Source organism: Paenibacillus sp. FSL W8-0194, from assembly GCF_037969745.1.
Taxonomy (GTDB): domain Bacteria; phylum Bacillota; class Bacilli; order Paenibacillales; family Paenibacillaceae; genus Paenibacillus_AQ; species Paenibacillus_AQ cookii.
In genome coordinates, this window is sequence record NZ_CP150205.1 from 3,882,281 (window position 1) to 3,907,146 (window position 24,866).

Sequence of the window (24,866 nt, forward strand, 5' to 3'; positions counted from 1 at the left end):
GAATGTCACCTTCCGAGATGGAATTATTATCAATCTTAACACGGGAACAAGTGTTCGTAAATAAATAATATTAAGGAGAGCAACGCGATGCGGTATGAACCGGATCGTTGTCGCCTCCAGCAGCTGTACAAGGAAACCGGGATCAACCAACGCATGCTGCATATCATCACCGGTATTCCCGAGAGCCAACTTTCCGACTATGCGAACAATCGTACAACAATGGGCTATGCTACCGCAGTCACCATAAGCAAGGCTATGAAATTACCTAATTGTGAATTGTTGTACACCTGGAAAATTGTTGATGCTGACTGAGGCGCGGAGGACTTTCCTCCCGATCCGGTTGGGACTTCAAGATTTCTTGAAGTTCCTACCGCTGCTCTCTGGTATTTTCTATTATACAGCGCGACCAACAAATAATTTGTCGTTTGATGTCGTTTGTTGGATGCAACTTAGGGGGGTTGAAATGCAGAGTTTCCTTATCTGTAGCGGCTTCTTCCGGATATTTCAATTTCAGAATTATCGACAAACTGTACTTTTACGACTCCATTCGCGCTCCGAAGGTGTTTCACTCGGTTCTTATTTACTATCGTGGACTTGTCGAAATGCTCGAACCCATACCGCTTTAGGGCCGAAGAAATATCCCTCAGAGTCAACAGCGGGGCATATGACCCGGTGGCAGTATGATACAAAGGCAGCAGGTCCGCCGACTTTCTGGGTCGGAATACCGTTATATAGTTTACTTCAAATAATGAGAAAACTTGAAAATCTGTATCTTCGCCGGTCCGATCGGTTGCTTTTACTCCAATAATCTTCATGCTATCTCCTTATACCTGATGTTTATGTTAATTATCGTAGAGGCTGTTAGATAAAAAATCATGTTGTAAAAAATGACATCCTTAGGAACGGAGGTTTTTTCTATGGCAAGCATACGTAAGAGGGGACAAAATTCATGGCTGTTGGTCGTAGAACTCGGATATGATGCCAACGGAAAAAGAATCCAACGAACAAAGACGGTAAGAGTCGAGGATCAAGTGTTGCTTCGAGCTCCCAAGCGTCTTCAAGAATACCTTAATACCGAATTAACCAAATTTCAGATTAAAGTAGAGTCGGGGGTATATATTAATCCCGGGAAAATGACCTTTGAGGCATTTGTTGAGGAATGGAAGAAGAACTTCGTCTATACAGAGCTTGAAGAAAAGACTATCGACAGTTATATATTCCATACGGAAAAGCGAATAACCCCCTATTTCGGGCATATGTTTATGGACCAAATTAAAACAATGCATATTCTCGCTTTTTTGGACACGCTTAGAAAGCCTGATGCACGATTGGACGGGAAAGGCCCCCTTAAATCAGCAACTATCGTCTATAATTTTCGCGTACTAAAGAGTATTTTTACGAAGGCAGCCGAATGGAAAGTGATTACGGATAACCCCATGGCCGGAGTAAAAAAACCCAAAGAAGACGATGTGAAAGAAATGGAGGTATACGATGAGAGCGAAATAAAGCAGCTTTTTAGAGCTCTTGAGTATGAACCTATCCAAACCAGGGTCATGGTCACTCTGGCCGTTACAACGGGAATGAGACGCGGAGAAATGGCAGGATTGGAATGGAGTAGGATAGACTTTGACTCAGGTCATATTTATGTGTCTCAATCATTGCCAAAATTAAAAGATGGACAACCCGTTCTAAAGGCTCCCAAGAACAAAAAACCACGAAGGATCGCAATGCCTGAAACCCTTAAAACAGAACTTGAACTTTTATATCAAGCCCGTGAGTCCGAATTATCTGAAATCGATGATCAATGGGCCGACGGGAAATATTCGTTTGTGTTTTGTCATCCCGACGGAAGACCGTATGAACCTGGTTGGTTCACAAAGAAATGGATCGACTTCCATCGGAGATATAATTTAAAGCCTATTCGTCTTCATGACTTGCGGCATACCTCGGTTTCCTGGATGATATACAAAAAGGTTCATTCTGAGGTCATAGCAAAGCGCGTGGGCCATTCAAACATCAAAATGTTGGAAATATACGGCCACATATTCGACTCGGTAGATCAGGCAGCTGCGTCCGTCTTCGACGATATTAAGAAATAGTTGTCTACGGGATTTGTCCACCGATTGTCCACCAAATTCGCAAATGTCCACCATTTTTGTCCACATCAGACCGTATAAATAACTGAAAAAACCCAATAATATCAAGGGATTCCTATCCAAACCCTAGCCATTCTTTCTCCTCTCCCATGAAAGGGCGTCCCGAAAGGGGCGCCCGATTTTATTTCTAAAACACCTTTTAATTTGTTGTTGTTCCTTCCGCAATGTTCATCTTCATTTTCCGGTCTTGATCCATTTTTCGCTTAATCCCCCTCACCGCCGTTCATTCCGAAGAGAAAAAAAATGACGGCCATGGCGGCTCGTCATTGTCAATGTAAGAAAATTTATTAAATATTAAAATACTAGACCTAAAAAGGGGGCGTTAGCGCCAATACCCGTTCGGAGACCTGGACCCTTCATGCATCAGCCGTACTTCGGATACGCCGTGATGCAAAGATCATCTCCGATTTGCCGGACGGAGTGAATCCGCACGTTCAACGCTTCATCCATCGTTTCCAAATCCGGACCGCCGTATGGCGTGAGGGAACCGCGTCCTCCCAAAACTTTGGGTGCGATGTAAATCAACCATTTGTCAATAAGGTTGGCGCGAAGGAATGAGGCGTTGACTTCGCTGCCGCCCTCGACAAGCAGGTCGGTAATTCCCTTTTCGTATAACATTTCCGATAATCGCCGGAGGTCCAGCCCGAGCCGGGTCGAAGGAACGAAAAGAATCTCCAGCCCTTTTTGCTTCAGCCTGTTGACTTTCTCCGGATCCGCATCCTCCTTCGTGGCGATCCATGTCTTAGCCGCCGTGCAGTCGGTTATATGGGCATCCTCGGGCAACCGCAAATTGGAATCCAGGATGACCCGTACAGGGTTTTTCCCCTTTTCCGGCAGTCTGGTAGTCAGGCGGGGATTATCAGCCAGCACCGTGTTGATGCCGACCAAGATGGCATCGACTTCGTTTCGCAGCCGATGCACCTCCTGGCGCGCTTCCTCGCCCGTAACCCACTTCGAATGGCCCGAAGATGCAGCTAACTTCCCGTCCAGCGTCATGGCGACCTTGGAAATTATGAACGGCCGACGTTTGGTCATATTATGGACGAATCGTTCGTTAAGTCTTTTGGCTTCCGCTTCCAACACGCCCACTTCGACTTCAATCCCTTTATCTCGGAGCAGTTGAATCCCCCGTCCGGCGACCATCGGATTCGGATCCTGCATAGCCACCACAACGCGCGTTACTCCGGAGCTGGCAACCAGCTCTGCGCAGGGAGGCGTTTTTCCGTAATGGGAGCAGGGCTCAAGAGTCACGTAAAGCGTTGCACCGTTGGTGTGTCCTTCCGCCATACGGAACGCGTGTACCTCCGCATGGGGTTCTCCGGCTTTTCGGTGAAAGCCGACGCCGACAACTTGTCCGTCCTTCACAATGATCGCGCCGACGACGGGATTGGGGTTCGTTTTTCCGCTTGCGGTGGCCGCCAGGTCCAGCGCAAGCTTCATATAATGTTGATCCGGGTTCATGCGGGGCCTCCTTAGCCGAGCTTGACAGTTTCGCTCAGGGGATTGTAAATATGGCCCGATTTTTCGATTTTCGTTGCCAAATATCGGGTATTATGTTTCGATACATCGCCCCAAATCGATACATGATGATCGGATGCAAGCCCTTTTTCCCGCAATGATTGCAATTTGCGCGGATTGTTCGTAATGAGGCTTACCGGTTTCTGCCGCAATGCCTGAAGAACCTGTATCGCCTCGTCATAGGACCGCAGATCATCCGGAAAGCCCAAAGCGTGATTGGCTTCTACCGTATCGTATCCCTCTTCCTGCAGCAGATAAGCCAACGATTTGGAGAAAAGCCCGATTCCGCGTCCTTCGTGATTGGCCAAATAAAAGAGAGCCCCGCTGCCGTTGTCGACGATCATGTTCATGGATCGGCGCAGCTGGTACCCGCAATCGCATCGTTTGCTTCCAAAGATGTCCCCGGTATGGCAAATGCTGTGCATCCGAATCAACGCATGCTCCGCGTTGGCAAAATCACCGTAAACAAGCACGGATGATTGCTGGTATGAGGCAAGATCTGCAAACGGCAGGGTATCGAGAACATCTTCCACCTGAAATGAAGCGCTCTCTGTTTTTAACCAAGTATACCAGTTGAATGTAACCTCCCGCTCCTCCAATTGTACCGGGAGCCGGACAGGACCGACAAGCGCGAGATCGGGACCTTCTGGCAGTTTAACAAGCGTTATTTTGTCCTTCAATAATCGACTAACCTGGTTTGGAATCACAATCATCCATCTCCTTTGTATTATCGTTTGTTTTGAGGCTTGCTGACTGACACCGGCTACGACAACACCTTAACGAGAACTGCTCCCCCCTTTATGTAGAACTGATAAAAAACACCGTACTTTAATAGAAAACACAAAAAGCCCCCGTCTATGCGCGTGAAGAAATAGACGGAGGCCTCCGTCGTATTCGGTAACTGGCTGGCATAGCGGATGGGATCCGCCTTAGCCCCTGTAGCTTTGCGTCGCCACTTTTCAGTGGGTTTGCCATTATCGTACGATGTCGTATCATATAGAACTTCCGCGATTCTTGCAGGAAAAGCGGAAGGAAAAACCTGTGATTTTGAGAAAAAAGGGAAATATTCGTTTTTTATGTAACTACACTATGAATATAAATGACAAATTTAATAAATGCAACGAAAAGATTGAAGCGGCAACCGGGTAATTCAAGTTCCGGATACGCATCGGCCGCCCGTTTGCGGCCTTGCTGCCGCTCGGCTAAAATACTCGTAGGTTTGGTTTCCTCATACGAGAAAAAGAAATGATACATGATTATTAAACCGAGGGGGAAAATCACGATGCAATTTCTTGACGGCAACAACGGGTGGACCCCGGAATTTTTGGAATACCTCGAAAAAACGGCCAAGCCGTCGGTGAAGCTGAAACTCACGAAAGAAACCGTACGGATGACCGACAGCAAGGTGGGAGGAACGCCTTGGCTTCCGCCCCAATCCGCATGGCCCCGGGATGAAGACGGGAACGACTACCTGTTCGTCGCCCAAATCAATTGGGCGCAAATGCCGCCTCTGGAAGGGTTCCCTGCCCGCGGATTGACGAGTTTTTTTGTGAAGCAGGACGATACGTTCGGTCTTTTTGACCAATCCTACCGCATCCTTCATGCCGAAGAAGCGGCCCAAACGGAGGAAATCGATCCTTACCGCCCGGAAAATCCCGACTTGTACAGTCCGGTTTTGGGCGGGCCTTACAAGCTGACCGGAAACCTTGAGAAGCAGTACATCCCGCTAGTGGATCGGACTTCCGAAAGGGTGGATCTGCCCTCATTCGACCGGGACAAAACCGCCTACTCGAAATATTGGGATTTGGCGGATTCCAGCGGGTCGCGCATCGGAGGGTACCCTTACTTTGCGCAGGAAGATCCTAGGCCGGAAGGGGATTGGGAGCTTCTTCTTCAGTTGGACATCGAAGGGGACGACCAGCAGTACTATGTCTCTTGGGGGGATTCCGGCGTCGGCAATTTTTTTATCCGCCGCGAGGATTTGGCCCGATTGGATTTTTCGAACGTGTATTATACCTGGGACTGCCTGTAGTCTTTGGTGGCCGCACTTGAAATCCGAACATGCAGCAATAAGGACAAGCAAACGAAAAGGCAGCTGATCTCCATGATGATTCATATGACATACCGCTCCGGCGAATATAAGGTAAAGGGTTATCTCTCCCTTCCGTATGGATACAAAATCGAACCGGAAACGCTGGAAGCGCATGTCCGGAAAATATACGGCGGGCAGCGGCTTCCCATGACCGTCATCGCGAACAACGCCAAGCGGGAGCGGCTGGATATCCATGAACGGAAATGGCCCGTTCTTGTTTATTGCCGCGGCGGCATCGGCCGGGTCGGGCAGGTCAAAACCGAATGGCTCGAGCGTTTTTCGCAAAGCGGTTTTATCGTTTTTGCCCCGGTTTACCGGGGGACGCAAGGCGGCGAAGGGCGGGACGAATTCGGCGGCGCCGACCTGGAGGACGTTCCCGCGGCGTGCCGGCTCCTTGCCGAACTTCCGTTCGTCGATCCGACACGGATAGCGGCCATGGGTTTTTCCCGGGGCTCCGTAAACGCCGCGTCCGCGGCTGCGGACACGGATTTCATCTCGCAGCTCGTCCTCTGGGGCGGCGTCTCGGATCTCGCCCAAACGTACGAGGAGCGGGTGGATTTGCGGAGGATGTTAAAACGGGTCGTCGGCCATCCGCGCAAAATTCCCTCGGCTTACGAAGCACGCTCCCCTCTCCACATGGCAGAGCGCATCCGCTGTCCGGTCCTCATCGTTCACGGAAGCGAAGATCAACAGGTGGACCCCGGGCACGGCATCCGCATGTACGAACGGCTTCAGGCCCTGGGCAAAGACGCCGAGCTGCATTGGTACGAAGGATACGGCCATCACATGCCTTACGAAATGCACATGCACGCGATCAACCGGATGTTCGACTGGATCCGGAAACACCAAACCCGGCCGTGAACCGTGCCGCGCCGTCGGCGCAAACGTCGACGCGACCCGGCATGTTCCATGCTTAAACGACGAAAGCGGACCCGAAGCAGATTAAAGAATTGTAACGTCTTTTTGTCATCATTGTCATAAATGGGGATTCTATTCCATTCTCGTCGAGGTTCTGATAGACTTCATTTGTATCATGCTTTAGAGAAAGGGGGATGAAGTTGAAGCCCAGATCGCCTTTTAAGGTTGTATGCATGATGATGGCGGCGTGCTTCCTGCTGGCTTCCTGTTCAAGGAACTCCGAGCCGGCCAAGGTTGGCGTCGCGCAAAAAAAGGATGTCTGGTCCCAAGCTGAAGTCACCCGCGAGAACATCAAGCTTGTCCTTGAAAAGCCCTTAGACGAAGGCGCCATCCCGGCGGCGCAAATCAAAGACATCCAGCTCCAGGGAGCCAACAACAAGACGGTCACGGTCGACTTCAAACATGAATCGCCGGATCCGGACCGATTGATGAGCGATGCGGCGGCTACGCTGATTTCATACAGCGGCATCTTGCTCGAGAACAAAGGCATCGGAACGGTTGAGGTCTGCTTGTACGGAAATCCGGAGCCCGCAAACGGCAAAAACGTTACCAAGGAAACGGTTTGCCTCGCGATCAACCGCGAGGATTTGCAAAAAGGGCAGGACGCCTTTACAACCCCGGTGAACGATTACGCCCTGGTTTTCAGGCACGCAAGCTGGTACAAAATTCACCCTCAACTATATAAGTCGCTTCTTCACAAAGACCGGTTAAAAACGAGAGCTTACCTGAAATAAGGTTCGAAACGGAAAACGGATATGCCCCAGGGCATATCCGTTTTTTCGCTGCGGACAAACGGCCTGTCGATCACAAAAAAAGCGGCCCCGGCGATCCGCATCGTCAGGGCCCAATCCGAACTATATATCAAAGGGGGGTTATATATATAAATATACAGAATGGCGCGTCCTGAAACATGAAAACAACCTTATGCGATCATTAAATTGTAATAAAATCAGCTAAAACGTTAGTCCCTCCGGCAGACAGACCGCGCCAACCTCCGCCTGCGCCCATTTTTTCCGGGCGATGATCACGGGTTCCAGACCATGCATAGGCTGTAATAAATCGCAAACTTACAGGAGGAATGCATGTGTCTTACACCCCTTACGCTCCATCCTCTTCCTATTATCCATATCCTTACCCGTATCCGTACCCCTATTACCCCTACCCTTATCCCTACTCGTTCCCATGGTGGTTATACTATGGCGGCTATCACGGTTATCCAGGGTATCATGGTTCTCCCGGACATCATGGCTCCCCAGGACATCACGGCTCTCCCGGATACGGCGGTCATGGAGGATACGGCGGCGGCCATCGCGGCGGGACGTCGAAAGGCGGAGGGCGGCGCGCCAAATCATAAGTCCAAAGGAAGGAAGGCGGCCTGGAGCCGCCTCCCTTGATCCGCAAATCCCTTCTCCTCCGGCGGGAGCGGATCCGGCCGAATCGCGGTTTATCGAGCGGGAACGCCAAAATTTTTCGCGCGGTCATGACTTTCGTTACATCTTTAGTAATGATCGCTTTTTTGCTGCATATGATTTTTACGTACCCTCGTGTTGGCATCGATTATAAACGGAGGTGTGTTGGATGAAGCTAAGAAGCGTCGATAATACCATTGTGGCCCTCATCGGGATCTGGTTTATCATTGCGCCGTGGATTGCGGGTTATTCCGATGACAAAGGAGCGTTATGGACGAGTGTCATTGTCGGGGCCGTTCAATTGATCGCTTCCTTGTGGGCTTTTTCCGGGTCCGGATGGGGCTCCTGGCAAAACTGGATTTCCCTGCTTGCCGGCGTTTGGTTTATCGTTTTTCCGTTTGTTTACACCGTCGAGTCCAATGTCATGTGGAGCAGCATCATTTTGGGAGCGGTAACCGTCCTTCTCAATTTGATCACCCTGTCTGCCAAGGATTGACGGCAGGTCCAGCGTTGCAGGCTTAAAGTTACGTCGTTAGGCCAACAGGGGCGTCCTTCACCTGTGTTCCGCGCAAGGTTTCACCGTGACGAAAGCGCAGGTCCCGTACGAAAACGGGGCCTGCGCTTTTTTTCCATGCCGGCCGCTTATGTAAAATCGCCTGAAAGCAGGCTCCCCATCAAGCCGCATTCAGGCGATCTTTCCGGCATTAGCGATCCGCTGAAGAAATCAAGCCGATTACAGCCAGCAAGAGCGCAAAATAATAACCAGCAAAATAAAGAGAACCAAAATGGCACCTGTAGAAGCGAAAGGATTGTAACAACCTACTCCGCCAACAACTCCGCTCATTCCATTCCCTCCTTCCATCTAACATACTCTAAAGTATGTGGCCTGCCTGGCTTTTGGCATAGACTCCTCCCCAATTCAGGCTGCGCGGGAGCCTAATTTCAAGGGCAAATGCCTGTCTTATCTTATCCCTCCTGTTTACTTATTCTCGGACACGGCATATTTGGCCAAAATCGCGCCCAGCGTGCCGATATCGAGCGGATCTTCCGCTTGCCATTCCGGGCTGATCCCTGCATGCTTGATTAGCCACTGCCGGCCTGCTTCCTTCCATTCCGGCGCGTCCGGCCTTTTTCCCTGATCGTTCCGGTTGTACGCGGCCATCAGATCCGCCTCGCTTCCTTTATATTCGTTCAAGTCTACATCTCCGTTGATCCCCGGCACGCGGCCTTTGTTCGTATATTGGATAAACTCCCACGAAGTAAAGCCGCCTTTATCCGCAGGGACCCCGCTGTTGTAGTAAGCGTACCATAGCGGAACGTTTCCCAGCGTGCCGTCCAGGGAAGTGTCGATGAAATCGGGGTACGTGTAGATCATAAGCGTTCTGCCGGTGCGCAGCTTGAATCGGGTTACCCATTCGCGCACGATGGCCGTGATGTTCGCCCGGGTCCCGCCTTCTTTCGTTTCGACGTCAAGGGCCAGCGGCAGCTTGAACGAGCTTAAGCCCCCGGCGCTTTCGACGGTCTGAACGAAATGTTCCAGCTCCGCGTTGACGTCGGCCACATTGCGGGCCCGGGTAAAGTGATAGGCGCCCGTCAACAGGCCGGCCGACCGAGCGCCTTGCGAGTTGACCCTGAACCGGTCGTCCACCAGCTTCGGCCCTTCCGTCGCTTTCAAAAATGCGAAAGAAAACCCTGCGCTTCTAACCCGTTTCCAATCGATGACACCCTGCCAATGCGATACGTCGATCCCTTTGGCATGATTGCCGTTTCGGCTTTGCACAGCAACACCTCCGCGTTGGTCTGCAGACCGCCCGGTCTGCGCGTATATATAATTATGTGTGCTCCCATTCCCCCGTTTGGACGTTTCCTCGCCGAATCCGGAAATTGGATCCGTGCCCTTTTCGCGAATCCCGGGCGAAAAGCAGGGCTTGAAGCATAGAAAAAGAAGCCCTTAAATAAAGGCTTCTTTCCCCAAGAAGTATACGCATTCGTTTAATAACGGAACGTTCCTTTGGAGCGTCCCCGTTGGTCTATTAATCCGGAATCCCCTTGCTCTCGGTACTTCCTCATCCATACCTTCAAACGCCCGATGTCGGCAATTCCCAACGCTTCGGCGACCTCTTTTTTCGTCATTCCTTGAAGACGCATGTCCACAGCCTTCTTCTTGGTATCCAAACTGTAAGAACAGAAAGTCTGTCCCTTTTTGGCCATCCGTATCACCTCAACTACTTTATCGGCGGATGGCCTGTTTTTTTTCATTATTATCACGCAAATAGTTCTAAAGACCCTTGTTTATATTGGAAATCAAATACATTTTCCTTGTTTTTGTCTATTGAATCGTTCTCTGGAATTATGACTTCGGATTCATGGCAGCAAATACCCTTGCTCGACCGCATCATGGATCAGTCCGGCGACGAAAGCATGCAGCTCCGGCATTTCCCGTTCAAGAAAACGGATCCGTTCAAACACGCGTCCGGACGTCACCCGGTGCTCGCGCCAGGCCTTGCCTTCCGTATAATAATTGTGCAGCAGCGGCTGTATGCGGTCCATCGCTGCGGCATAACGCGCTTCAGCCGTTTCCCTCCGTTCGAATTCAAGCCAAAGCCCCATCATTTCGGCCGATTGGTCGGGCGGCAGCAACCCGAAAATCCGAACTGCAGCCTGCCGCTCCCGTTCGAATTGATCCTCATGCCCTTGTACATCATATGCAAACGTATCTCCTGCATCGATTTCCACGATGTCGTGGATGAGCAGCATTTTCATGACCCGCAGCACGTCGAGCTTTTCGGACCCTCGATGCTCTTCAAGCAGCCAGGCCATCAACGCGATATGCCAGCTATGTTCCGCATCGTTTTCATGCCGTGCCGCATCCATCAAATAGGTTTGGCGAAAAATCGTCTTCAGTTTGTCGACCTCGCGAATAAACGCGATTTGCCGGCTTAATCGGTCGTTCAATCGAACCGCCCCCCGTTGTTACTCTATTGAATGATCCACCGTTTAGTATATATCGCAGCGGGTTTCGAAAACAGGCCGATTCGATTTCTGCAACGGGAAAAAAGCGTCCGTTCGGGCCATAATCATCATTTGGGAGCATTTCGCATTCGCCGTCCCCGGATAATTTCATCGCAAAATGTAGAATAATCTGGAAAAAGAGGCTATTATTTTATACGGAGCCGTTACACGACCGAATTCGATTGAAAAGGCGGGTTTTGATGAAATCGACATATGCCTTGGATCCGGAGTTGCCGCTTTCCCTTGAAGACAACTCATTATGGATCAGAGAATTGGCGGAGCCATTGACGAATACAAACCGCGCGGAACATCGCTTCCGGGCGTTACGGTCGGTCGACATCGAACTTATGGAGGTTATATATGGGCAAAATTTTAGGTTTTGTGCTGTTATGGAGATTGCTGGGAAACCCTTTCCTGGCCATCCTTGTCCTGCTGGTCATCGTCTATTTGCTGGACCGGCGTTTTGTCGGCATCCTTCCGAGCGTGACCAAACCGTTTAAACGGATGGGGCAAATCTCCAAACTCCGCACCCAAATCGGCATGAACCCAAGCGACGTGTCTTCGAAACATGAGCTGGCCAGGCTGTTGATCGAACGAAAAAAAGACAGCGAGGCGTTGAAACTGCTGGAATCGATCCAAGCGCAATCGGAAGATTCGGCCGAATTTTGGGATGACCTCGGGACCGTTTGTTTGCGGCAGGGCAAAATCGCGGAGGGGGAAACTTCCATTCTGAGGGCGCTGGAGCTGAATCCGCGCGTCAAATACGGGCAGCCTTACCTTCGTTTGGCCGACGTCTACAAAAACAGCGACCGGGATAAGGCGATGGATTACGTACGCCGGTTTCAGGAAATCCATTCTTCATCCTGCGAAGGTTATTACCTGCTCGGCATGATGTACAAGTCGCTTGACCGGAAGGAAGAGGCGAAGGAAGCTTTTCAGGAAGCAATCGACATATACCGCTCCCTTCCGAAATACAAGAAACGCCAGGAACGAAAATGGGCCGTACTTAGCATGATAAAAAAATAATCAAAAAACAGACCTCGGAAAGGTCTGTTTTTCATTGGACGCAACATCAGCCCAGCGGATGGTACCCAAGCCGGTGCAAATGTTCGGCAATCACTTTGTAGCCTCTTCCGTTCGGATGAAGATGGTCGAAAGACAAAAGCTCCCTTTCCCGTCCGTAAAAGGAAGAAAATATGTTGGCCGCGGCATACCCGCTTCCCCAATAACCGCCCAGGTAGCCGTTAAATTGCTGAACCCATTGCGTGGCTGCCCCCACCTGGGGGTAGGGGTTATAGAGACCGACCGCCCGAACGATGTACGGCGTTCTGCTGCCGGATTTCAGCTGGTAGATCGACTGCATGATGCCGGAAAAATTGGACTCGCACTGCGACAACGCCTTGTTGAAATGCGAGGCCGCCTGATGGGAAGGCGCGCTTTTCGCCGCCCGGATCAAATCGTTGCCTCCGATCGATACCGTGATGATTTGCGCGTCCTTTAACGAGCTGCGCAGCCTCGGGTTGCGCCTCACGTTGTCGTACAATTCCGAGGAGGTCAGCCCGTTGATTCCCCAATTTTCATAGACCACCGGTTCCCCGATTTTCTGCTGCGCCAATCTCCGGTATACCGGCGCAAATCCGTTTCCGGGCATCGCGCCGAAACCGACCGTCAGCGAGTCGCCGATCGCCGTGTATGAAATCGCCACAACCTTCGCCTCCTTCCCGTTTCCTCGTACTTCATCATTGTATGTGCCGGGAAGGGGCGTTGAAAGGGACAATATCCGGGGACAGGGAAAAGATCTCGCGAAAATCGGCGCAGGCCCAAACGCCAGGTTTATTTGACTTGCTTCAGCTGCTCGAAAAACCGGTTCATGGCCGGGGCGGAGGAACTTGAGTGCTCCCCTCCCGCTTCCCCGCCGCGAACGTACAGGCCGGCCCGTTGCCGCAGCGTCTGGAAATATCCGTCTTGTCCCGCCGCTTCCCGTTTCATGGCAAGGAGCAGCTCATCCCAATGGACCGGACCGGAATAGGACATCCGGTCAGGGTACTTTTCCGCCAAAGCCGTCGCTGTCTCCAGCGGGCTGCCGCGGGCAATCGTTAAGGCGATGTACGCGCCGATGAACCGGTGCGACGGATCGTTTTCAAGCGATTTGTGAAAGGAAGCCGCTGCCTCATCCCATTTTTGTTGTCTCATGAAAGCGATGGCTCGCGTTCCGTCCCTATAGCCGGTATCCTCCGACGTATCCAGCGCCGCCGCAAGTTCGTCGTACCGGCGATATTCGTCCCAATCGGCCTGATCGAACGCTTGCTGGGCCAACATGTCGTAGTACCAGGCGGTGGGATGCAGTTTCACCAGCTGCCGCAAAAGCCGGGTTTGCTCCGCCAGCAGGCTCTCTTCCGCCTCCTCCGCTCCTTTCCCCTGCAGCATCATGGTTCCCTGCAGCAGCCTGATGATCATATGCAAGCTATGGGCATCGTCGGGATTTTTGCGGTAATCCGCCCGATACAACGCTTCCGCCTTTTTCAAGTCCCCGCTGAGAAGCGTCCTGTCGGCCTCCGTCATCTTCCGCGCTTTCAAATAAAAAAACGGCAGACGGTCCGTCAAGCGTTCGTCCAAACGGTATCCGCCGCTGCGGGTCAGCATCCGGCCTTCCGCATCGTAAGCCGCGACGTCCCAGGTCATCTGGTTGTCCGTATTGGCATATCCGAGCAGGGACAACGGATCAATCGTCAGCTGGCCGCTGCCTTCGGAAAATCCGCTGATCCCCGTATATTCATAATAAAGATCATCCGCCTGGATCCGGACCTCGGGCACCGATATTCCCCGGCGGACGACGTGGCTCGTCGAACCCGACTTCAGCTTTATTCCGACGCTGAGGTTATAATACGCCGCTCCCTGAACCGGCTCCCAGGCAAAGGCAATGGTGTTGTCCTTGACGATCCTTCTCCAACGTTTGTTTTAAATAGGCGCGCCCTCGGGCAAGCCTCGCTTTGACCGTGTTCTTGCTCACCTGCAGGTGATCGGCGATTTCGGCAACGCCCATCTCCTGAAAATAATAAAGCGTAATGACCTCGCGGTATTTATAGCTTAGACGGTGCACCGCTTTCGTGAGGCTGCCGCTCCTCCACCGCTGCACAAGCCTTTCCTCGGGCCCCGGCTCCTCTTCTTTCGCCAGCCGCCCGTCCACGTAGGCGGACGGAAACAGATGCCGGAAACTCCAGGTTCGCTGCTTCATGCGGCAGCGGTTGACGACGATGCGAAGCAGCCAGCTTTTGAGCTTCGTATCGTCGCGCAGCTGCCCGATCCGTTCAAAGGCCGCGATAAAGCTGTCCTGCACCGCTTCCTCCGCTTCCTGCCGATCCCGGAGCAGCAAGCAGGCGGTACGCAGCAAATCGTCGCCGTACTGCTGCATCAGCAGCACGAGCGCTTCTTCATCCTTCCGTTTTAAACCCGCTATGATATCCAGTCCGTGTTCCTCCCCCCTTGCCATTAATGATGCGTCCCGGAGCGGATTGGTTGCATGTTTCCGAAAAAAATGCGCCGCATCCGATTCCCTGCATGAAATGCAAAAACCGGCTCCCCAAGAGGAACCGGTTATGTTACACCATCCGAACCAAATTATTCTTCTTCGGGCTCATCCTCGACCTCGAATACGCAGCGGAAGCGCTCCGTACCGGGATACTGCTCGCCCAGGCTGTGCACGATAAAGCCGATGTTCCGGTAAAAATCGACGGCCTCCTCATCCGTTTCGGCGATCACCCGCTCCGGCTTTTCCTTCGTCATGGCCTCCAAAATCATCCCTCTGCCATACCCCAGGCCCCGATTTTCGGGAATGACGGAAATGTGGCGAATCACGAGGTCATTCCCCGATTTTTCGTATCCGATCATCCCGACGAGCAGTTCGCCGTCTTCATAGCCGTACAGCTGCCAGGCGTCATTGCTTTCATAGGCTTGGACGGCCTCCTCGACCGACCGGTCATCCGGAAACACCGCGTAGGAAAACAGTTCGGCCACCTGCGGTTTGCGTATGTATGATTTAATGTTCAACAGCATGTTCAAAACCTCCACATCATCCACTTCATCTTTCAATTCATTGAGTTACTTTAACCCGCCGCGGCAAAAATTTCAACTTTAACATACTGAAAATTCTCCCGGTTCCCGAAAACGATAAGCTTCAGGCATGAATGCGATGCTGGACCGATATTGAAAACAGCTTGCAAACAGGCGTACACTGGGTTAAGAAAACAATTGATTCGTTTTCAACTTTTTTCATGGAAAGAGGCTTTGCAGCATGAGTTATATCCAGCATGGCACGTCCGCATTCCGCAAAACGAGTTTGGCCCTCTTCGCGGGAGGTTTTAACACGTTCGCCATCCTCTATTATACCCAGCCGTTGATGCCCGAGTTCTCCAGGGAATTCGGCATTTCCCCGGTGAGGGCCAGCCTGTCTCTGTCGCTGACGACGCTGGTGCTGGCGTTCAGCATGATCGTCGTCGGCTCCCTCAGCGAATCTTGGGGCCGCAAGCCGGTAATGACGGTCGCCATGATTGCCGCGTCCGTTCTGACGCTTGCCACGGCATTCGCGCCCAATTTTCATACGCTGCTCGTCTTCCGCATCGTACTCGGAGCCGTGTTGGCCGGCCTTCCCGCCATCGCCATGGCCTATCTGGGCGAAGAGATCGCCCCTGGCAGCCTCGGGGCCGTCATGGGACTGTACATTAGCGGCAACTCCATCGGCGGCATGGGCGGCCGCGTCATTACCGGCGCATTGACGGATCTGTGGGATTGGCGCATCGCCATCGCCGCCATCGGGTTGCTCGGGTTGGCATTCAGCCTGGTTTTTCTGTTTCTGCTTCCGCCGTCTCGCCATTTCGAAGCCCGCCCGCTGCGCTTCAAATCGCTGCTTCGTTCGCTTGGAAGCCAGTTCAAAGATCCCGGCCTCCTCATTCTATACGCGCTTGGCTTTTTGCTTATGGGAAGCTTCGTTTCGCTATACAATTATATCGGTTACCAACTGATCGCTCCGCCTTATTCCCTCAGCCAGACGCTGGTCGGATTTATTTTTGTCGTTTATATCGCGGGAACCTTCAGCTCCACCTGGATGGGGAAAATGGCCGACGCGCACGGCAGGCCGCTCATGTTATGGATGGGGCTGGCCGTTTTTCTTTGCGGAGCGCTGCTGACGCTTAGTCCGCTGCTGGTCATAAAAATCGGCGGCATCATCATGTTCACCTTCGGATTTTTCGGTTCGCATTCGATCGCCAGCTCCTGGATCGGCATCCGGGCCAAACGCGGAAAAGCGCAGGCCTCTTCGCTTTATTTGTTTTTTTATTACGCGGGTTCGAGCGTCGGGGGGACGCTTGGCGGCACGTTCTGGGGCGCGTACGGTTGGCATGGCGTGGTGGACATGATCGCGGGTTTCCTCGTCACCGCCCTGTGTCTGTCTTTGCTGCTTGCCCGCCTTCATCGCCGCCAATCCGCCGCCTAAGTTTCCGTTATGCTATGATTTTCGGCGCGAAAAAGCCGGGTAGAAAAGGGGACCGCCCGCTCTACCCGGCTTTTTGTTCACATCATGTTAAAAGAGGACAAGTTATCGCGGCAACCTTGTCATCCTTTCCATGCGAAACCGCTGCTGTTCAGCAGAAAAAAATGCAAATCCGGTCACCTAACATCCGGCCAGGGCTGCTCCGTAGAAACGGCGCCTGCCTTTTTGGTTTAGGGCGCGAATTTCTCGAGCACGATGACGGCATTATGGCCGCCAAAACCGAAGGAATTGGATATGCCGACGCGCACGTCCTTCCTCCGGGCTTCGTTCGGCACGAAATCCAAATCGCATTCCGGATCGGCCGTTTCCTGGTTGATCGTCGGCGGGATGCGGCCGTCCCGGATCATTTGCACCAGCGCGATCGCTTCCACGCCGCCGGCGGCCCCGAACATATGGCCGATCATCGATTTGTTGGCGGTTACCGGGATCCGGTAAGCCTCTTCCCCGAACAGCCGCTTGATGGCCGCCACCTCGGACCGGTCTCCGACCTGCGTGCTCGTTGCATGCGCGCTGATGACGTCGACGTTGGCCGGCTCGACGCCGGCCTCCTGAAGCGCAAGCTTCATCGCCAGATAAGCCCCTTTCCCCTCGGGATGGGAAGCCACCACATGGTAGGCATCGGAGGTCGCGCCGTAGCCGGTCACTTCCGCATAGATTTGCGCGCCGCGCCGCTGCGCGTGGGATAAGCTCTCCAGCACCAAAATGCCGGCGCCTTCCGCCATGACAAACCCGTCGCGCCCGGCGTCGAACGGCCTGCTGGCACGGGCCGGATCGCCATCCCATCCGGACAGCGCGGTCGCGTTGCCGAATCCGGCCATCGAAATTTCCGAAATCGCCGCCTCGGCGCCGCCGGCCAGAATTACATCGGCTCCGCCAGCCCGAATCAGCCGGAACGCTTCCCCGATGGCCGTGTTGCCGATCGAACAAGCCGTCACGGGCGACAGGGTTGGCCCCTCTGCTCCCGTGCGAATGCTGATCATCGCCGCCGCCATATTGGAGATCATCATCGGCACCAGCAGCGGACTGACGCGGGAAACGCCGCGCGTACGAAGAACCTCCGCCTGTTCCATCAAAGTCGAAATGCCGCCGATGCCGGAGCCGACATAAACGCCCATTCGTTCCTTATTCACCTGATCAAGCTTAAGGCCCGCATCCTGAATCGCATCTTCGGCGGCGGCAAGCGCAAACTGGCAAAAGCGGTCCATGCGCCGCGCTTCTTTCCTGCCGAAACGGGCATCGGCGTCAAAATCGCGCACCACGCCCGCCAGCGAAGTTTTCATAACGGACGTATCCCAGGCATCGACCTTGGTAATCCCGGATGTTCCTTGCAGCAGCCCGTTCCAAAAAGACGGCACGTCATTGCCCAGCGGCGAGACCAGCCCTGCTCCCGTAATAACGACTCTTTCCATATCCTGATTCCTCCCTGTGCAATCTTTATGGAAATATCTTTTCACAGGTGTTATCCTATTACAAGTTGTTGTTTATCCTAGTATAATGAATACTATGCATGTACTTTGGATCGCTTGGCCGTGCAACAAGAGAGGAGGAACGCCATGAATCGCGATACCCGCCTTAAGGCGCTGTCGGCCTTCCTGACCGAGCAGCGCGCCAAAATCCAGCCCGAAACGGTCGGATTGCCGGCCGGCGGAAGGCGGCGCACCCCCGGGCTGCGCAGGGAGGAAGTCGCCCAATTGGCCGGCGTCAGCAGCACCTGGTATACATGGCTGGAGCAGGGCCGGGACATCAACGTTTCGTCGTCGGTGCTCGACTGCATCGCCGCCGCCCTGCGCCTGACGCCCGACGAACGCAAGTATCTGTTCGCCTTGGCCATGGAAGCCCCCTCAAGCTCCATAACGACGCAGCAGGAGGAGCCCAAGATCAGCCCTGCGCTGCAAAAAATGGTGGACGAGCTGCATTACTGCCCGACCATCATCTCCGACCGCCACTGCCAGATCGTCGGCTGGAACCGGGCGGCCTCTTACGTCTTCCTTGCCTTCGAGCGCATTTCCGCCGAGCAGCGGAACATGATCCGGCTGCTGTTTACCCGGAAGGAATTCCGGCGGCTGGCGGTGAACTGGGAGCATTTTGTCATGGGATTTCTTTCGATTTTCCGTTCCTATTACGGCCAGTACGTGGAAGACGCCTGGTACGAGCAGTTTTTGCACGAAATGGAGCAGGTCGATCCGGAATTTTTGCCCTTATGGAAGCATAGCCAGGTCAGCAGCGCGCCCGAGGTCGTCATCGAATTCCGGCATGCCAAAATGGGGAAAATGCTGTTTGACCTGACCTCGCTTCAAGTGCAAGGCAGCGCCGACCTCCGCTGCAGCGTATATACGCCTGCCGCCGGCTCCTCGACGGAAGCCAAGCTGAAGCGGCTGATGAACCAATCGGCGGATTGACGCAAATGATAAGCTGGGGATGATGAACGATGGCTTTTGGCATAAACCGCAAGGAACTGGACGCGTGGAAAAAGGCGGTCAGCCGCGGCGAAATCGCGTTTTTGACCCATTATTGGCTCGATCCGCGTTTCCCCGGCATGACGACCGTGACCAAAGTGGGCTGCTCGGACCTGGAAAGGCTCCGAGCATGGTGCGAGGCGCATGATCTGCCCTCCCGGTACATCCACAACCGGAATCCTTTTCCTCATTTTGATTTGATCGGTCCGAAGCAGAAAGAAGTTTTAATCGAGGAAAAGCTTTGGGAACATTTGGAGCGCTTCAACCTGTAAAGGCGTTCGAAGCCGCTGACTCACCAGCGTTTTTTCCTTTCCATTCAACGAAAAACGGCCCGCCGTCCGCTGTCCGATACGCGGCGACGGGCCGTCTTTTGACGTCCGACAATGGGATTATGATTTTTGGCGTCCGGCTTTGTAGCTCTCTTCGGCAGCATGCCCCAGCTTCTTCAAAAGCTCGACGGCCTGCTTTTTCTCGTCTTCATTAAGCCCTTCGACCGCATGGACGAGCACCTCTTGGTGGCTTGGGAAAATCGACCCGAAGAAAGCGCGCCCTTCGTCCGTCAAATCCGCGAAAATGACGCGGCGGTCATCCGGCGAGGCTCTGCGCACAAGCAGGTTTTTTTTCTGCAGCTTATCGGCTACATAAGTAATGTTTCCGCTGGAAATCAGCACTTTCTCGCCGATCTTTTGCAAAGGCTGCGGGCCTTTGTGATACAAAAGATCAAGCACGCCAAATTCGGTGGTATTCAGGCCATGGCTTTGGATATCGCGCGAGGAATGGGCTACGACCGAATTATAAGCGCGTGCGAGTACGATAAATAATTCCAGGGACAATTCGTCATTGTTCATTTTGTCTGCCATACGAGAAACCTCCAAAACTACTATCTTAATATAAAGATAGTGGAAACCCGCGCAATTGTCAATGGCCTGCTATTTTTCGGGCGTCATCACCGTTACGGTGCCGTCCTGATGCCCGATCACGGCCCGGGCTGCGAGTCCGATAAACAGGCCGTTATCCACGACGCCAGGCAGCGCGAGCAGCTGCGCATGCAGCTCCGCCGGATGTTCGATCACGCCAAAACGGCAATCGGCAATGTAGTTGCCGTTGTCCGTGATGAACAGGCGCTCGCCGTCGGTTCGGAGCATCGGCTTTGCGCCCAGCTTTTCCAGCGCAGCCATCGTCCATTCATTCGCAAAAGGAACGATTTCGACCGGCAGCGGAAAGCTCCCGAGCTTGTCCACGAACTTGCTTTCGTCCGCGATAATAATCAATTCCTTGCTGTGGTACGCAACGATTTTTTCCCGCAGCAGCGCGCCTCCGCCGCCTTTGATCAGGTGAAGCTCCCGGTCGAGCTCATCGGCGCCGTCGATCGTCAGATCCAGCCCTGCGATTTGGTCGAAAGGAACCAGCGGAATCCCCTCTTCCTGCGCCAGCTTTTCCGAAGCCTTGGAGGTGGCTACCGCTTGAATGCTTAACCCTGCCCGGACGCGTTCCCCGATTTTACGGATGGCCCAATAAGCCGTCGAACCCGTTCCAAGCCCGATCCGCATCCCGTCTTCCACATATTCCACCGCTTTTTCGGCGGCCAGCTGTTTCAAATTCATGTTCCCACGCTCCTCAAACGAGATTCATTTCCTTTTCCGGTCCGTCACGGTTCTTGTGATATAATCAGGCATTAGATGACAATCTTTGGAGGTACCGACATGAGAACCGAAAATCAAATCAAATCCAAAATCAATGAACTTACGCTGCAAAAAAAATCGCTGATGTCCCGCATCGAGTCCGCCGAACAAGGGTCTCCGGCGCATGCGTCGCTGAACGCGCAGCTGCTTCGGCTGGAGGATATGATCAGCATGCTGGAATGGGTGCTGTACGAACCGAGCGGCAGTTACCATATGTAGCCCCCGATTCGGCCTTTGTCAATCCGCTGCCTCCGTCCCCTTAAAGCCGTACACGACCGAATCCGCCGCCGGGCGGTACCCGATGTTCATGTAAATCCGGTTGGAAACCGGATTGCTTAGATCCGTATACAGCGATGCAAACCGCCCCGGGCCGCTCAATAGGCTTCGGGTCAAGGCGGCGACGCAAGAGCTTGCATAACCCCGGCCGCGGAGCGGGCGGGGCGTGAATACCATGTTGATCACCGCCCCGTTTGCGGTCGGGCGCGTCTTTTGCGCCATTGAAACCGGCCCGCCGTGATCCCAAACGTAAATCGCTTTGTTGGCGATCCCACGTGCGGCCATTTGTTCGGCGGCATCCCGGCTGATGCTTTCCAGCGCTTCTTCGCAAAAGGCCTCGATCCATCCGGCAATCAGCGGCGCCTCCCCAGGCGCGGCCAAACGGAAGCCTCCCGGACGGACCGGGACCTCCTCGACTTGGGTGCAGCGATAAATCCTCTGATCCATCAAAGTGACGGATTCCAGGCCCGTCTGCCGCTGCCATGCTTTCGCAAAAGCGTCCGCGGCATGGCGAACGGCTACGATGCTTGGGATATGTACATCCTTTCGGCGGTGCAGATGCTCTGCGGCAGCCGCGCAGCAAGCTTCCAGCTTTCCCGCCGGCATGCCTTCAGGCACCCCGAGGATCAGATGGGATTGCGTCTTCATCATGACGAGCAGCGGCTTGTCCCCTTCGTCGACCGAGGCAAGAAAATACGGCCCTTCCGCCTTCTCCTCGAGGACAAGCCTGGACAACACGCCAAGAGGGAGATTGTTCACCGCTTCCTGCTCCATGAGTACCGCCTCCACATGTGCGCGGAAGGCGGACGGGTCCGTAAAATGGCGGAATTGCATTTTTAGGTCTCCCCTTTTGGTTGCTTCTTACCGGTTCGCGTTCGCGGGTGAACCCCGCAGTCCCTGCTCAAGCCGGTCCAAGGCCCGGCCTTCCTCGTCGTTCATCACGGCATCGCGGCTTGCCCTGACCTCGATCATCTCCGCCTTGGACGCCAGATCGGAGCAGGTATGCTCCATGATTTGCACGGCGTGGTCCAGCTTCAGTTCGCCGACCGTGCCGTGAACCCGGCTTAAACGGACTTTTACCGTTCCTTCGGCTTCGCGATAGGCCGCTTCAAGCAGCGTTGCCGCGTTGGCCGCTTCCCCGGCCGCAGACTGGCGCTCCACCAACACAGTATAGGACGATACGGCAGGTATGGTCCCCTTCTTTTCCTTCTGCTCCGCGATAAGTTTGGAATTTCTCCAGGCAAGGAAGCCGGCCCCGGCGAGAATCAGTATTCCTAATGCATATCCGATATAAACAATCAAGTCTTCACCTTCATCCGTTTCTTTTCGGCTTGCCTGCCGGTTACAGCTTTTTCAGCATATGGATATCCTCGGGCTCGAGTTCGAACAGTTCTTCATCCACCTGGTCGGCGATTCGGCCGCCGTTGGCCATATAAAAATGAACGGCGGATTCGGTTTCCGTCGAAGAAATGTACAAATAGGACGCTCCGCGCTTGCGCGCCTCGTTGGCAAGCTCCTCCATCAGCTTCGTTCCGATGCCTTGCCTGCGGTACGCGCGGCTGACATACATCAAATCCACCTGCAGCCGGTCCAATTGTTCGCCGCGGAACCGGTGCCCAAGCACGCCGAATCCGACAAGGGTGTCCCCGGCAAAAGCGCCGTAAGCCGCGCCTCCGCTACAGAGCTCGGTCTCAAAACGTTCGATCATTTCCCGCGTGTGTTCCTCGTCCCAGGGCGGGCATTCATGCCCGGCAGGAAGGGCCTCCAGCACGCCGTCCTTCATTTTATAGATGCTTCCGATCGTTTCCGATCTGTCGATTTGCCGAATCAAACCCGATTCATGAAGCTGCAGTTCTCTAATGACCATGATTTGCTTCCTCCAATGCTTATTTAGATGATCCCTCCTTTTCCTTCCGTTAGTTTGGAAATGCGATGATTTTTTTTGGAATGACCGTACATCCTCCTTTTTTCTCTCATTATACAAAAAAACGGCCCGCGGCTGAACCAGCCGGAGCCAAAAATAAAAGAAGAATGTCTACACTTATACATTACCCTCCGCGGCGGCCGTTAATCGGGCCTCGGCAAGCCGGGTTCACAAATTCGCCGCGGATTTCTGGGTTTCGTACAGAGGCGGCGTTTTTTTCCTGGAAAACCGGATTTGCGGAATGGCAATCCCGATAAAAATAAGCACGATGCCGAACCATTGCAGGGCGCTTACGTGTTCATGCACGAGAAGAACCGAAGCCACGACGGCCGCCGGCAGCTCGGCGGCGCCAAGAATCGCTCCGGTTCCCGAGCCGACCTTCGGCATGCCGATCGCAAAAAACACGACGGGGATCAAAATGCCGAGGAATCCCAGCGCGACGCCGTATTTCCATAACCCGTCGCCCAGCGCCCCATCCCACAAAAACGAAGGCGAAAATACCGACAAAACGATGACGCCGGAGCCCGTCGTCATAAAGAAGCTTTTATTGAAGGCGGGAACCTTCGTTTCGACGCGTCCGCTGACGAACATGTACAGCGCAAACGTAAAGGCCGACAGCAGTCCGAAGATCACGCCCGTCATGTCGAGCGCTCCGCTGCTGGACCCGATGACCCCGCCGGCGAGCAGCGTTCCGGCGATCAGAACGATGATGGAAGCGATCTTGCTTTTGCTCGGAAAACGGCGGTCCGCAGCGGCTTCCAGCAGCACGCCGATCCAGGTGAATTGGAATAAAAGCACGACGGCGATCGAGGCAGGCAGCCGTTCGACGGCTTTACCGTAAAACACCGACGTGCCGCTCATGGTGATGCCGACGGCCAGCAGCGTCAGCCACTGCTTCGGCGACAGTTTTTTGCGCGAAAACAGAAGCATGAGAATGAGCAAAAACGTCCAGCCGAACACGTATTGCCCGCCCAGCATCTGGCTGACCGTAAAGCCCTCCTTCATGCCGAGCTTCATGATGGATGACAGCACCCCGTAGCTGATCGCCCCGATCAATATCAGCAGCGAATATTTGAATTTGTTCATGCATATAGTCCCCCTTTGATGCAGCCTTCCGCAACAACCAAAAGCCCCCCGTCATGGATAGACAGGGGGCGAACGAAACCGGCGGGTTCAAACCGCCGTTAAAATTTCGCCACTCGCGAACGAATCGGAGTTTAAGACAGGTGCTGCGTGTCATGTTTAAGTTAAGTATCCTGGTGCTTTCAAGAATGAATATTAAAACATTCTTCCGGGGGCGTCAATGAGTTACGTTACCAGAATAAAGGATGTCCCGGCAGGCGGATCCAGCGGGTAGATCTCTTTCCAACCTCCGCGGCTCCGTTCCCAAATCCGCTGGTTTCGGCTCCCTCTGAACGGAACGGACAAATCCCGCTGCCGAAGGTCGAAACGTCCGTCGACCAGCACGTCGCAGCAGGCAAGAAGTTCACGTTTATGGCGGTCGCCGCTTGCAAGCAGCTCTTCGAGCGTATAGCCGGTATACGCCCAAATGTGCTTCCCTTGGCGCCGCAGCTCCCGGGCGGCCAGGCTCATCCCCCGCGCCTGCAGGAACGGGTCGCCTCCCGACAGCGTGATGTCCGTCAGCGGGTTGCCCGCGGCTTCGCGTACGAGCTCGGCAACGCTCCACCGCCCGCCGCTGCGCAAACGCCAGGATTCCGGGTTATGGCAGCCCGGGCAGCGGTGCGGACAGCCCGCGCAAAAAATGACGGTGCGAAGCCCCTCCCCGTCCACGACGCTGTCATGAATAACGTCCATGATCCATACGTATTCCGCCGGGTTTGGAAGAACGGCCGAGGAGTCATTCGGATGTTTGCCCAT

Annotated in this window: 30 protein-coding genes and 1 riboswitch; of the genes, 12 read left to right on the top strand and 18 right to left on the bottom strand. The window is 53.8% G+C overall.

The genetic code is table 11. The features are described from left to right. Window positions 1-87 precede the first annotated feature (87 nt). On the top strand, window positions 88-312 hold the full coding sequence (locus tag MKY58_RS17675; RefSeq protein WP_160045646.1) for a helix-turn-helix transcriptional regulator: 225 nt from the start codon (window positions 88-90) through the stop codon (window positions 310-312). 605 nt (window positions 313-917) lie between these two features. Continuing rightward, window positions 918-2,099, top strand: coding sequence for a site-specific integrase (locus tag MKY58_RS17680; RefSeq protein WP_339321400.1), 1,182 nt, complete (start codon window positions 918-920; stop codon window positions 2,097-2,099). A gap of 420 nt (window positions 2,100-2,519) precedes the next feature. On the opposite strand, the gene ribD is transcribed toward MKY58_RS17680, so the two are convergent. After that, the gene (gene ribD, locus MKY58_RS17685) at window positions 2,520-3,617 is read right to left on the bottom strand and encodes a bifunctional diaminohydroxyphosphoribosylaminopyrimidine deaminase/5-amino-6-(5-phosphoribosylamino)uracil reductase RibD (protein WP_339321401.1); all 1,098 of its coding nucleotides are present in this window, start codon (window positions 3,615-3,617) and stop codon (window positions 2,520-2,522) included. 11 nt (window positions 3,618-3,628) lie between these two features. After that, the gene (locus tag MKY58_RS17690) at window positions 3,629-4,384 is read right to left on the bottom strand and encodes a GTP cyclohydrolase II (RefSeq protein WP_339325192.1); all 756 of its coding nucleotides are present in this window, start codon (window positions 4,382-4,384) and stop codon (window positions 3,629-3,631) included. A 183-nt stretch (window positions 4,385-4,567) separates the two neighbouring features. Next, window positions 4,568-4,657: riboswitch (cyclic di-GMP riboswitch) on the bottom strand. 299 nt (window positions 4,658-4,956) lie between these two features. Here MKY58_RS17690 and MKY58_RS17695 point away from each other — a divergent pair. The 5 genes from MKY58_RS17695 (at window position 4,957) to MKY58_RS17715 (ending at window position 8,589) form a co-directional block, all read left to right on the top strand. Beyond that, window positions 4,957-5,706 carry a DUF1963 domain-containing protein gene (locus tag MKY58_RS17695; protein ID WP_339321402.1) on the top strand — a complete coding sequence of 250 codons (750 nt, stop codon included), beginning with the start codon at window positions 4,957-4,959 and terminating at the stop codon, window positions 5,704-5,706. Window positions 5,707-5,778: 72 nt separating this feature from the next. Continuing rightward, window positions 5,779-6,627, top strand: a complete 849-nt coding sequence (locus MKY58_RS17700; RefSeq protein WP_339321403.1) for a prolyl oligopeptidase family serine peptidase — start codon at window positions 5,779-5,781, stop codon at window positions 6,625-6,627. A gap of 197 nt (window positions 6,628-6,824) precedes the next feature. After that, window positions 6,825-7,418: a hypothetical protein gene (locus MKY58_RS17705; protein WP_339321404.1), complete on the top strand. Its 594-nt coding sequence runs from the start codon at window positions 6,825-6,827 to the stop codon at window positions 7,416-7,418. 462 nt (window positions 7,419-7,880) lie between these two features. After that, window positions 7,881-8,078: a hypothetical protein gene (locus MKY58_RS17710; protein WP_339321405.1), complete on the top strand. Its 198-nt coding sequence runs from the start codon at window positions 7,881-7,883 to the stop codon at window positions 8,076-8,078. Window positions 8,079-8,262: 184 nt separating this feature from the next. Then, window positions 8,263-8,589 (top strand): SPW repeat protein, encoded by a 327-nt coding sequence (locus tag MKY58_RS17715; RefSeq protein ID WP_036711775.1) that lies wholly within the window; start codon window positions 8,263-8,265, stop codon window positions 8,587-8,589. 237 nt (window positions 8,590-8,826) lie between these two features. Here the strand turns inward: MKY58_RS17715 and MKY58_RS17720 are convergent, their stop codons facing one another. The 4 genes from MKY58_RS17720 to MKY58_RS17735 form a co-directional block, all read right to left on the bottom strand. Further along, the gene (locus MKY58_RS17720; RefSeq protein ID WP_197069988.1) at window positions 8,827-8,937 is read right to left on the bottom strand and encodes a sporulation protein YjcZ; all 111 of its coding nucleotides are present in this window, start codon (window positions 8,935-8,937) and stop codon (window positions 8,827-8,829) included. A gap of 135 nt (window positions 8,938-9,072) precedes the next feature. Then, window positions 9,073-9,873: a glycoside hydrolase family 25 protein gene (locus tag MKY58_RS17725; protein WP_339321406.1), complete on the bottom strand. Its 801-nt coding sequence runs from the start codon at window positions 9,871-9,873 to the stop codon at window positions 9,073-9,075. Between the two features lie 212 nt (window positions 9,874-10,085). After that, window positions 10,086-10,352, bottom strand: a complete 267-nt coding sequence (locus tag MKY58_RS17730) for a helix-turn-helix domain-containing protein (RefSeq protein ID WP_339321407.1) — start codon at window positions 10,350-10,352, stop codon at window positions 10,086-10,088. 105 nt (window positions 10,353-10,457) lie between these two features. Then, the gene (locus MKY58_RS17735; RefSeq protein ID WP_339321408.1) at window positions 10,458-11,048 is read right to left on the bottom strand and encodes an HD domain-containing protein; all 591 of its coding nucleotides are present in this window, start codon (window positions 11,046-11,048) and stop codon (window positions 10,458-10,460) included. Window positions 11,049-11,465: 417 nt separating this feature from the next. Here MKY58_RS17735 and MKY58_RS17740 point away from each other — a divergent pair, with 417 nt between their 5' ends. Beyond that, on the top strand, window positions 11,466-12,131 hold the full coding sequence (locus tag MKY58_RS17740) for a tetratricopeptide repeat protein (RefSeq protein WP_339321409.1): 666 nt from the start codon (window positions 11,466-11,468) through the stop codon (window positions 12,129-12,131). Window positions 12,132-12,177: 46 nt separating this feature from the next. Here the strand turns inward: MKY58_RS17740 and MKY58_RS17745 are convergent, their stop codons facing one another. The 4 genes from MKY58_RS17745 to MKY58_RS17760 all read right to left on the bottom strand — a co-directional run bounded on the left by MKY58_RS17745 (window position 12,178) and on the right by MKY58_RS17760 (window position 15,158). Then, window positions 12,178-12,810 (bottom strand): SGNH/GDSL hydrolase family protein, encoded by a 633-nt coding sequence (locus MKY58_RS17745; protein WP_339321410.1) that lies wholly within the window; start codon window positions 12,808-12,810, stop codon window positions 12,178-12,180. Window positions 12,811-12,938: 128 nt separating this feature from the next. Beyond that, on the bottom strand, window positions 12,939-13,919 hold the full coding sequence (locus MKY58_RS17750; RefSeq protein WP_339321411.1) for a hypothetical protein: 981 nt from the start codon (window positions 13,917-13,919) through the stop codon (window positions 12,939-12,941). A 64-nt stretch (window positions 13,920-13,983) separates the two neighbouring features. Further along, entirely contained in the window at window positions 13,984-14,595 is a 612-nt protein-coding gene (locus tag MKY58_RS17755; protein WP_339321412.1) for a sigma-70 family RNA polymerase sigma factor, read from the bottom strand. A 128-nt stretch (window positions 14,596-14,723) separates the two neighbouring features. Beyond that, on the bottom strand, window positions 14,724-15,158 hold the full coding sequence (locus MKY58_RS17760; protein WP_339321413.1) for a GNAT family N-acetyltransferase: 435 nt from the start codon (window positions 15,156-15,158) through the stop codon (window positions 14,724-14,726). Between the two features lie 238 nt (window positions 15,159-15,396). Between MKY58_RS17760 and MKY58_RS17765 the strand changes: the two genes are divergently transcribed. Then, window positions 15,397-16,593 (top strand): MFS transporter, encoded by a 1,197-nt coding sequence (locus MKY58_RS17765; protein WP_339321414.1) that lies wholly within the window; start codon window positions 15,397-15,399, stop codon window positions 16,591-16,593. A gap of 227 nt (window positions 16,594-16,820) precedes the next feature. Here MKY58_RS17765 and fabF read toward each other — a convergent pair whose 3' ends face one another. After that, window positions 16,821-18,059 carry a beta-ketoacyl-ACP synthase II gene (gene fabF, locus MKY58_RS17770; RefSeq protein WP_339321415.1) on the bottom strand — a complete coding sequence of 413 codons (1,239 nt, stop codon included), beginning with the start codon at window positions 18,057-18,059 and terminating at the stop codon, window positions 16,821-16,823. Window positions 18,060-18,203: 144 nt separating this feature from the next. On the opposite strand from fabF, the gene MKY58_RS17775 reads away from it, so the two are divergent. Together MKY58_RS17775 and MKY58_RS17780 are read left to right on the top strand one after the other, a co-directional pair. Continuing rightward, a complete protein-coding gene (locus MKY58_RS17775) occupies window positions 18,204-19,049 on the top strand; it encodes a helix-turn-helix transcriptional regulator (protein ID WP_339321416.1) in 846 nt (281 codons plus the stop codon). Between the two features lie 29 nt (window positions 19,050-19,078). Beyond that, the gene (locus MKY58_RS17780; RefSeq protein ID WP_339321417.1) at window positions 19,079-19,378 is read left to right on the top strand and encodes a hypothetical protein; all 300 of its coding nucleotides are present in this window, start codon (window positions 19,079-19,081) and stop codon (window positions 19,376-19,378) included. Between the two features lie 117 nt (window positions 19,379-19,495). Here MKY58_RS17780 and MKY58_RS17785 read toward each other — a convergent pair whose 3' ends face one another. Further along, window positions 19,496-19,966, bottom strand: coding sequence for a MarR family transcriptional regulator (locus MKY58_RS17785; RefSeq protein ID WP_339321418.1), 471 nt, complete (start codon window positions 19,964-19,966; stop codon window positions 19,496-19,498). A 69-nt stretch (window positions 19,967-20,035) separates the two neighbouring features. Next, a complete protein-coding gene (rpiA, locus tag MKY58_RS17790; protein ID WP_339321419.1) occupies window positions 20,036-20,710 on the bottom strand; it encodes a ribose-5-phosphate isomerase RpiA in 675 nt (224 codons plus the stop codon). A gap of 99 nt (window positions 20,711-20,809) precedes the next feature. Here rpiA and MKY58_RS17795 point away from each other — a divergent pair, with 99 nt between their 5' ends. Then, the gene (locus MKY58_RS17795; protein WP_339321420.1) at window positions 20,810-21,007 is read left to right on the top strand and encodes a hypothetical protein; all 198 of its coding nucleotides are present in this window, start codon (window positions 20,810-20,812) and stop codon (window positions 21,005-21,007) included. 18 nt (window positions 21,008-21,025) lie between these two features. Here the strand turns inward: MKY58_RS17795 and MKY58_RS17800 are convergent, their stop codons facing one another. From MKY58_RS17800 to nrdG, 5 genes are all read right to left on the bottom strand, one after another. Next, window positions 21,026-21,898 carry a GNAT family N-acetyltransferase gene (locus tag MKY58_RS17800; RefSeq protein ID WP_339321421.1) on the bottom strand — a complete coding sequence of 291 codons (873 nt, stop codon included), beginning with the start codon at window positions 21,896-21,898 and terminating at the stop codon, window positions 21,026-21,028. Between the two features lie 27 nt (window positions 21,899-21,925). Continuing rightward, the gene (locus tag MKY58_RS17805; RefSeq protein ID WP_339321422.1) at window positions 21,926-22,366 is read right to left on the bottom strand and encodes a hypothetical protein; all 441 of its coding nucleotides are present in this window, start codon (window positions 22,364-22,366) and stop codon (window positions 21,926-21,928) included. Between the two features lie 40 nt (window positions 22,367-22,406). Beyond that, entirely contained in the window at window positions 22,407-22,931 is a 525-nt protein-coding gene (locus MKY58_RS17810) for a GNAT family N-acetyltransferase (RefSeq protein ID WP_339321423.1), read from the bottom strand. A gap of 225 nt (window positions 22,932-23,156) precedes the next feature. After that, on the bottom strand, window positions 23,157-24,074 hold the full coding sequence (locus MKY58_RS17815) for an EamA family transporter (RefSeq protein WP_339321424.1): 918 nt from the start codon (window positions 24,072-24,074) through the stop codon (window positions 23,157-23,159). A gap of 222 nt (window positions 24,075-24,296) precedes the next feature. After that, a complete protein-coding gene (gene nrdG, locus MKY58_RS17820) occupies window positions 24,297-24,866 on the bottom strand; it encodes an anaerobic ribonucleoside-triphosphate reductase activating protein (RefSeq protein WP_339325193.1) in 570 nt (189 codons plus the stop codon).

Bases quoted from the DNA above. Each gene is read 5' to 3' on its own strand.
- MKY58_RS17675 (WP_160045646.1), top strand. From the start codon at position 88: ATGCGGTATGAACCGGATCGTTGTCGCCTCCAGCAGCTGTACAAGGAA.
- MKY58_RS17680 (WP_339321400.1), top strand. From the start codon at position 918: ATGGCAAGCATACGTAAGAGGGGACAAAATTCATGGCTGTTGGTCGTA.
- ribD (WP_339321401.1), bottom strand. From the start codon at position 3,617: ATGAACCCGGATCAACATTATATGAAGCTTGCGCTGGACCTGGCGGCC.
- MKY58_RS17695 (WP_339321402.1), top strand. From the start codon at position 4,957: ATGCAATTTCTTGACGGCAACAACGGGTGGACCCCGGAATTTTTGGAA.
- MKY58_RS17700 (WP_339321403.1), top strand. From the start codon at position 5,779: ATGATGATTCATATGACATACCGCTCCGGCGAATATAAGGTAAAGGGT.
- MKY58_RS17710 (WP_339321405.1), top strand. From the start codon at position 7,881: ATGGCGGCTATCACGGTTATCCAGGGTATCATGGTTCTCCCGGACATC.
- MKY58_RS17715 (WP_036711775.1), top strand. From the start codon at position 8,263: ATGAAGCTAAGAAGCGTCGATAATACCATTGTGGCCCTCATCGGGATC.
- MKY58_RS17720 (WP_197069988.1), bottom strand. From the start codon at position 8,937: ATGAGCGGAGTTGTTGGCGGAGTAGGTTGTTACAATCCTTTCGCTTCT.
- MKY58_RS17730 (WP_339321407.1), bottom strand. From the start codon at position 10,352: ATGAAAAAAAACAGGCCATCCGCCGATAAAGTAGTTGAGGTGATACGG.
- MKY58_RS17740 (WP_339321409.1), top strand. From the start codon at position 11,466: ATGGGCAAAATTTTAGGTTTTGTGCTGTTATGGAGATTGCTGGGAAAC.
- MKY58_RS17755 (WP_339321412.1), bottom strand. From the start codon at position 14,595: ATGGCAAGGGGGGAGGAACACGGACTGGATATCATAGCGGGTTTAAAA.
- MKY58_RS17760 (WP_339321413.1), bottom strand. From the start codon at position 15,158: ATGCTGTTGAACATTAAATCATACATACGCAAACCGCAGGTGGCCGAA.
- MKY58_RS17765 (WP_339321414.1), top strand. From the start codon at position 15,397: ATGAGTTATATCCAGCATGGCACGTCCGCATTCCGCAAAACGAGTTTG.
- fabF (WP_339321415.1), bottom strand. From the start codon at position 18,059: ATGGAAAGAGTCGTTATTACGGGAGCAGGGCTGGTCTCGCCGCTGGGC.
- MKY58_RS17775 (WP_339321416.1), top strand. From the start codon at position 18,204: ATGAATCGCGATACCCGCCTTAAGGCGCTGTCGGCCTTCCTGACCGAG.
- MKY58_RS17780 (WP_339321417.1), top strand. From the start codon at position 19,079: ATGGCTTTTGGCATAAACCGCAAGGAACTGGACGCGTGGAAAAAGGCG.
- MKY58_RS17785 (WP_339321418.1), bottom strand. From the start codon at position 19,966: ATGGCAGACAAAATGAACAATGACGAATTGTCCCTGGAATTATTTATC.
- rpiA (WP_339321419.1), bottom strand. From the start codon at position 20,710: ATGAATTTGAAACAGCTGGCCGCCGAAAAAGCGGTGGAATATGTGGAA.
- MKY58_RS17795 (WP_339321420.1), top strand. From the start codon at position 20,810: ATGAGAACCGAAAATCAAATCAAATCCAAAATCAATGAACTTACGCTG.
- MKY58_RS17800 (WP_339321421.1), bottom strand. From the start codon at position 21,898: ATGCAATTCCGCCATTTTACGGACCCGTCCGCCTTCCGCGCACATGTG.
- MKY58_RS17810 (WP_339321423.1), bottom strand. From the start codon at position 22,931: ATGGTCATTAGAGAACTGCAGCTTCATGAATCGGGTTTGATTCGGCAA.
- MKY58_RS17815 (WP_339321424.1), bottom strand. From the start codon at position 24,074: ATGAACAAATTCAAATATTCGCTGCTGATATTGATCGGGGCGATCAGC.
- nrdG (WP_339325193.1), bottom strand. From the start codon at position 24,866: ATGGGCAAACATCCGAATGACTCCTCGGCCGTTCTTCCAAACCCGGCG.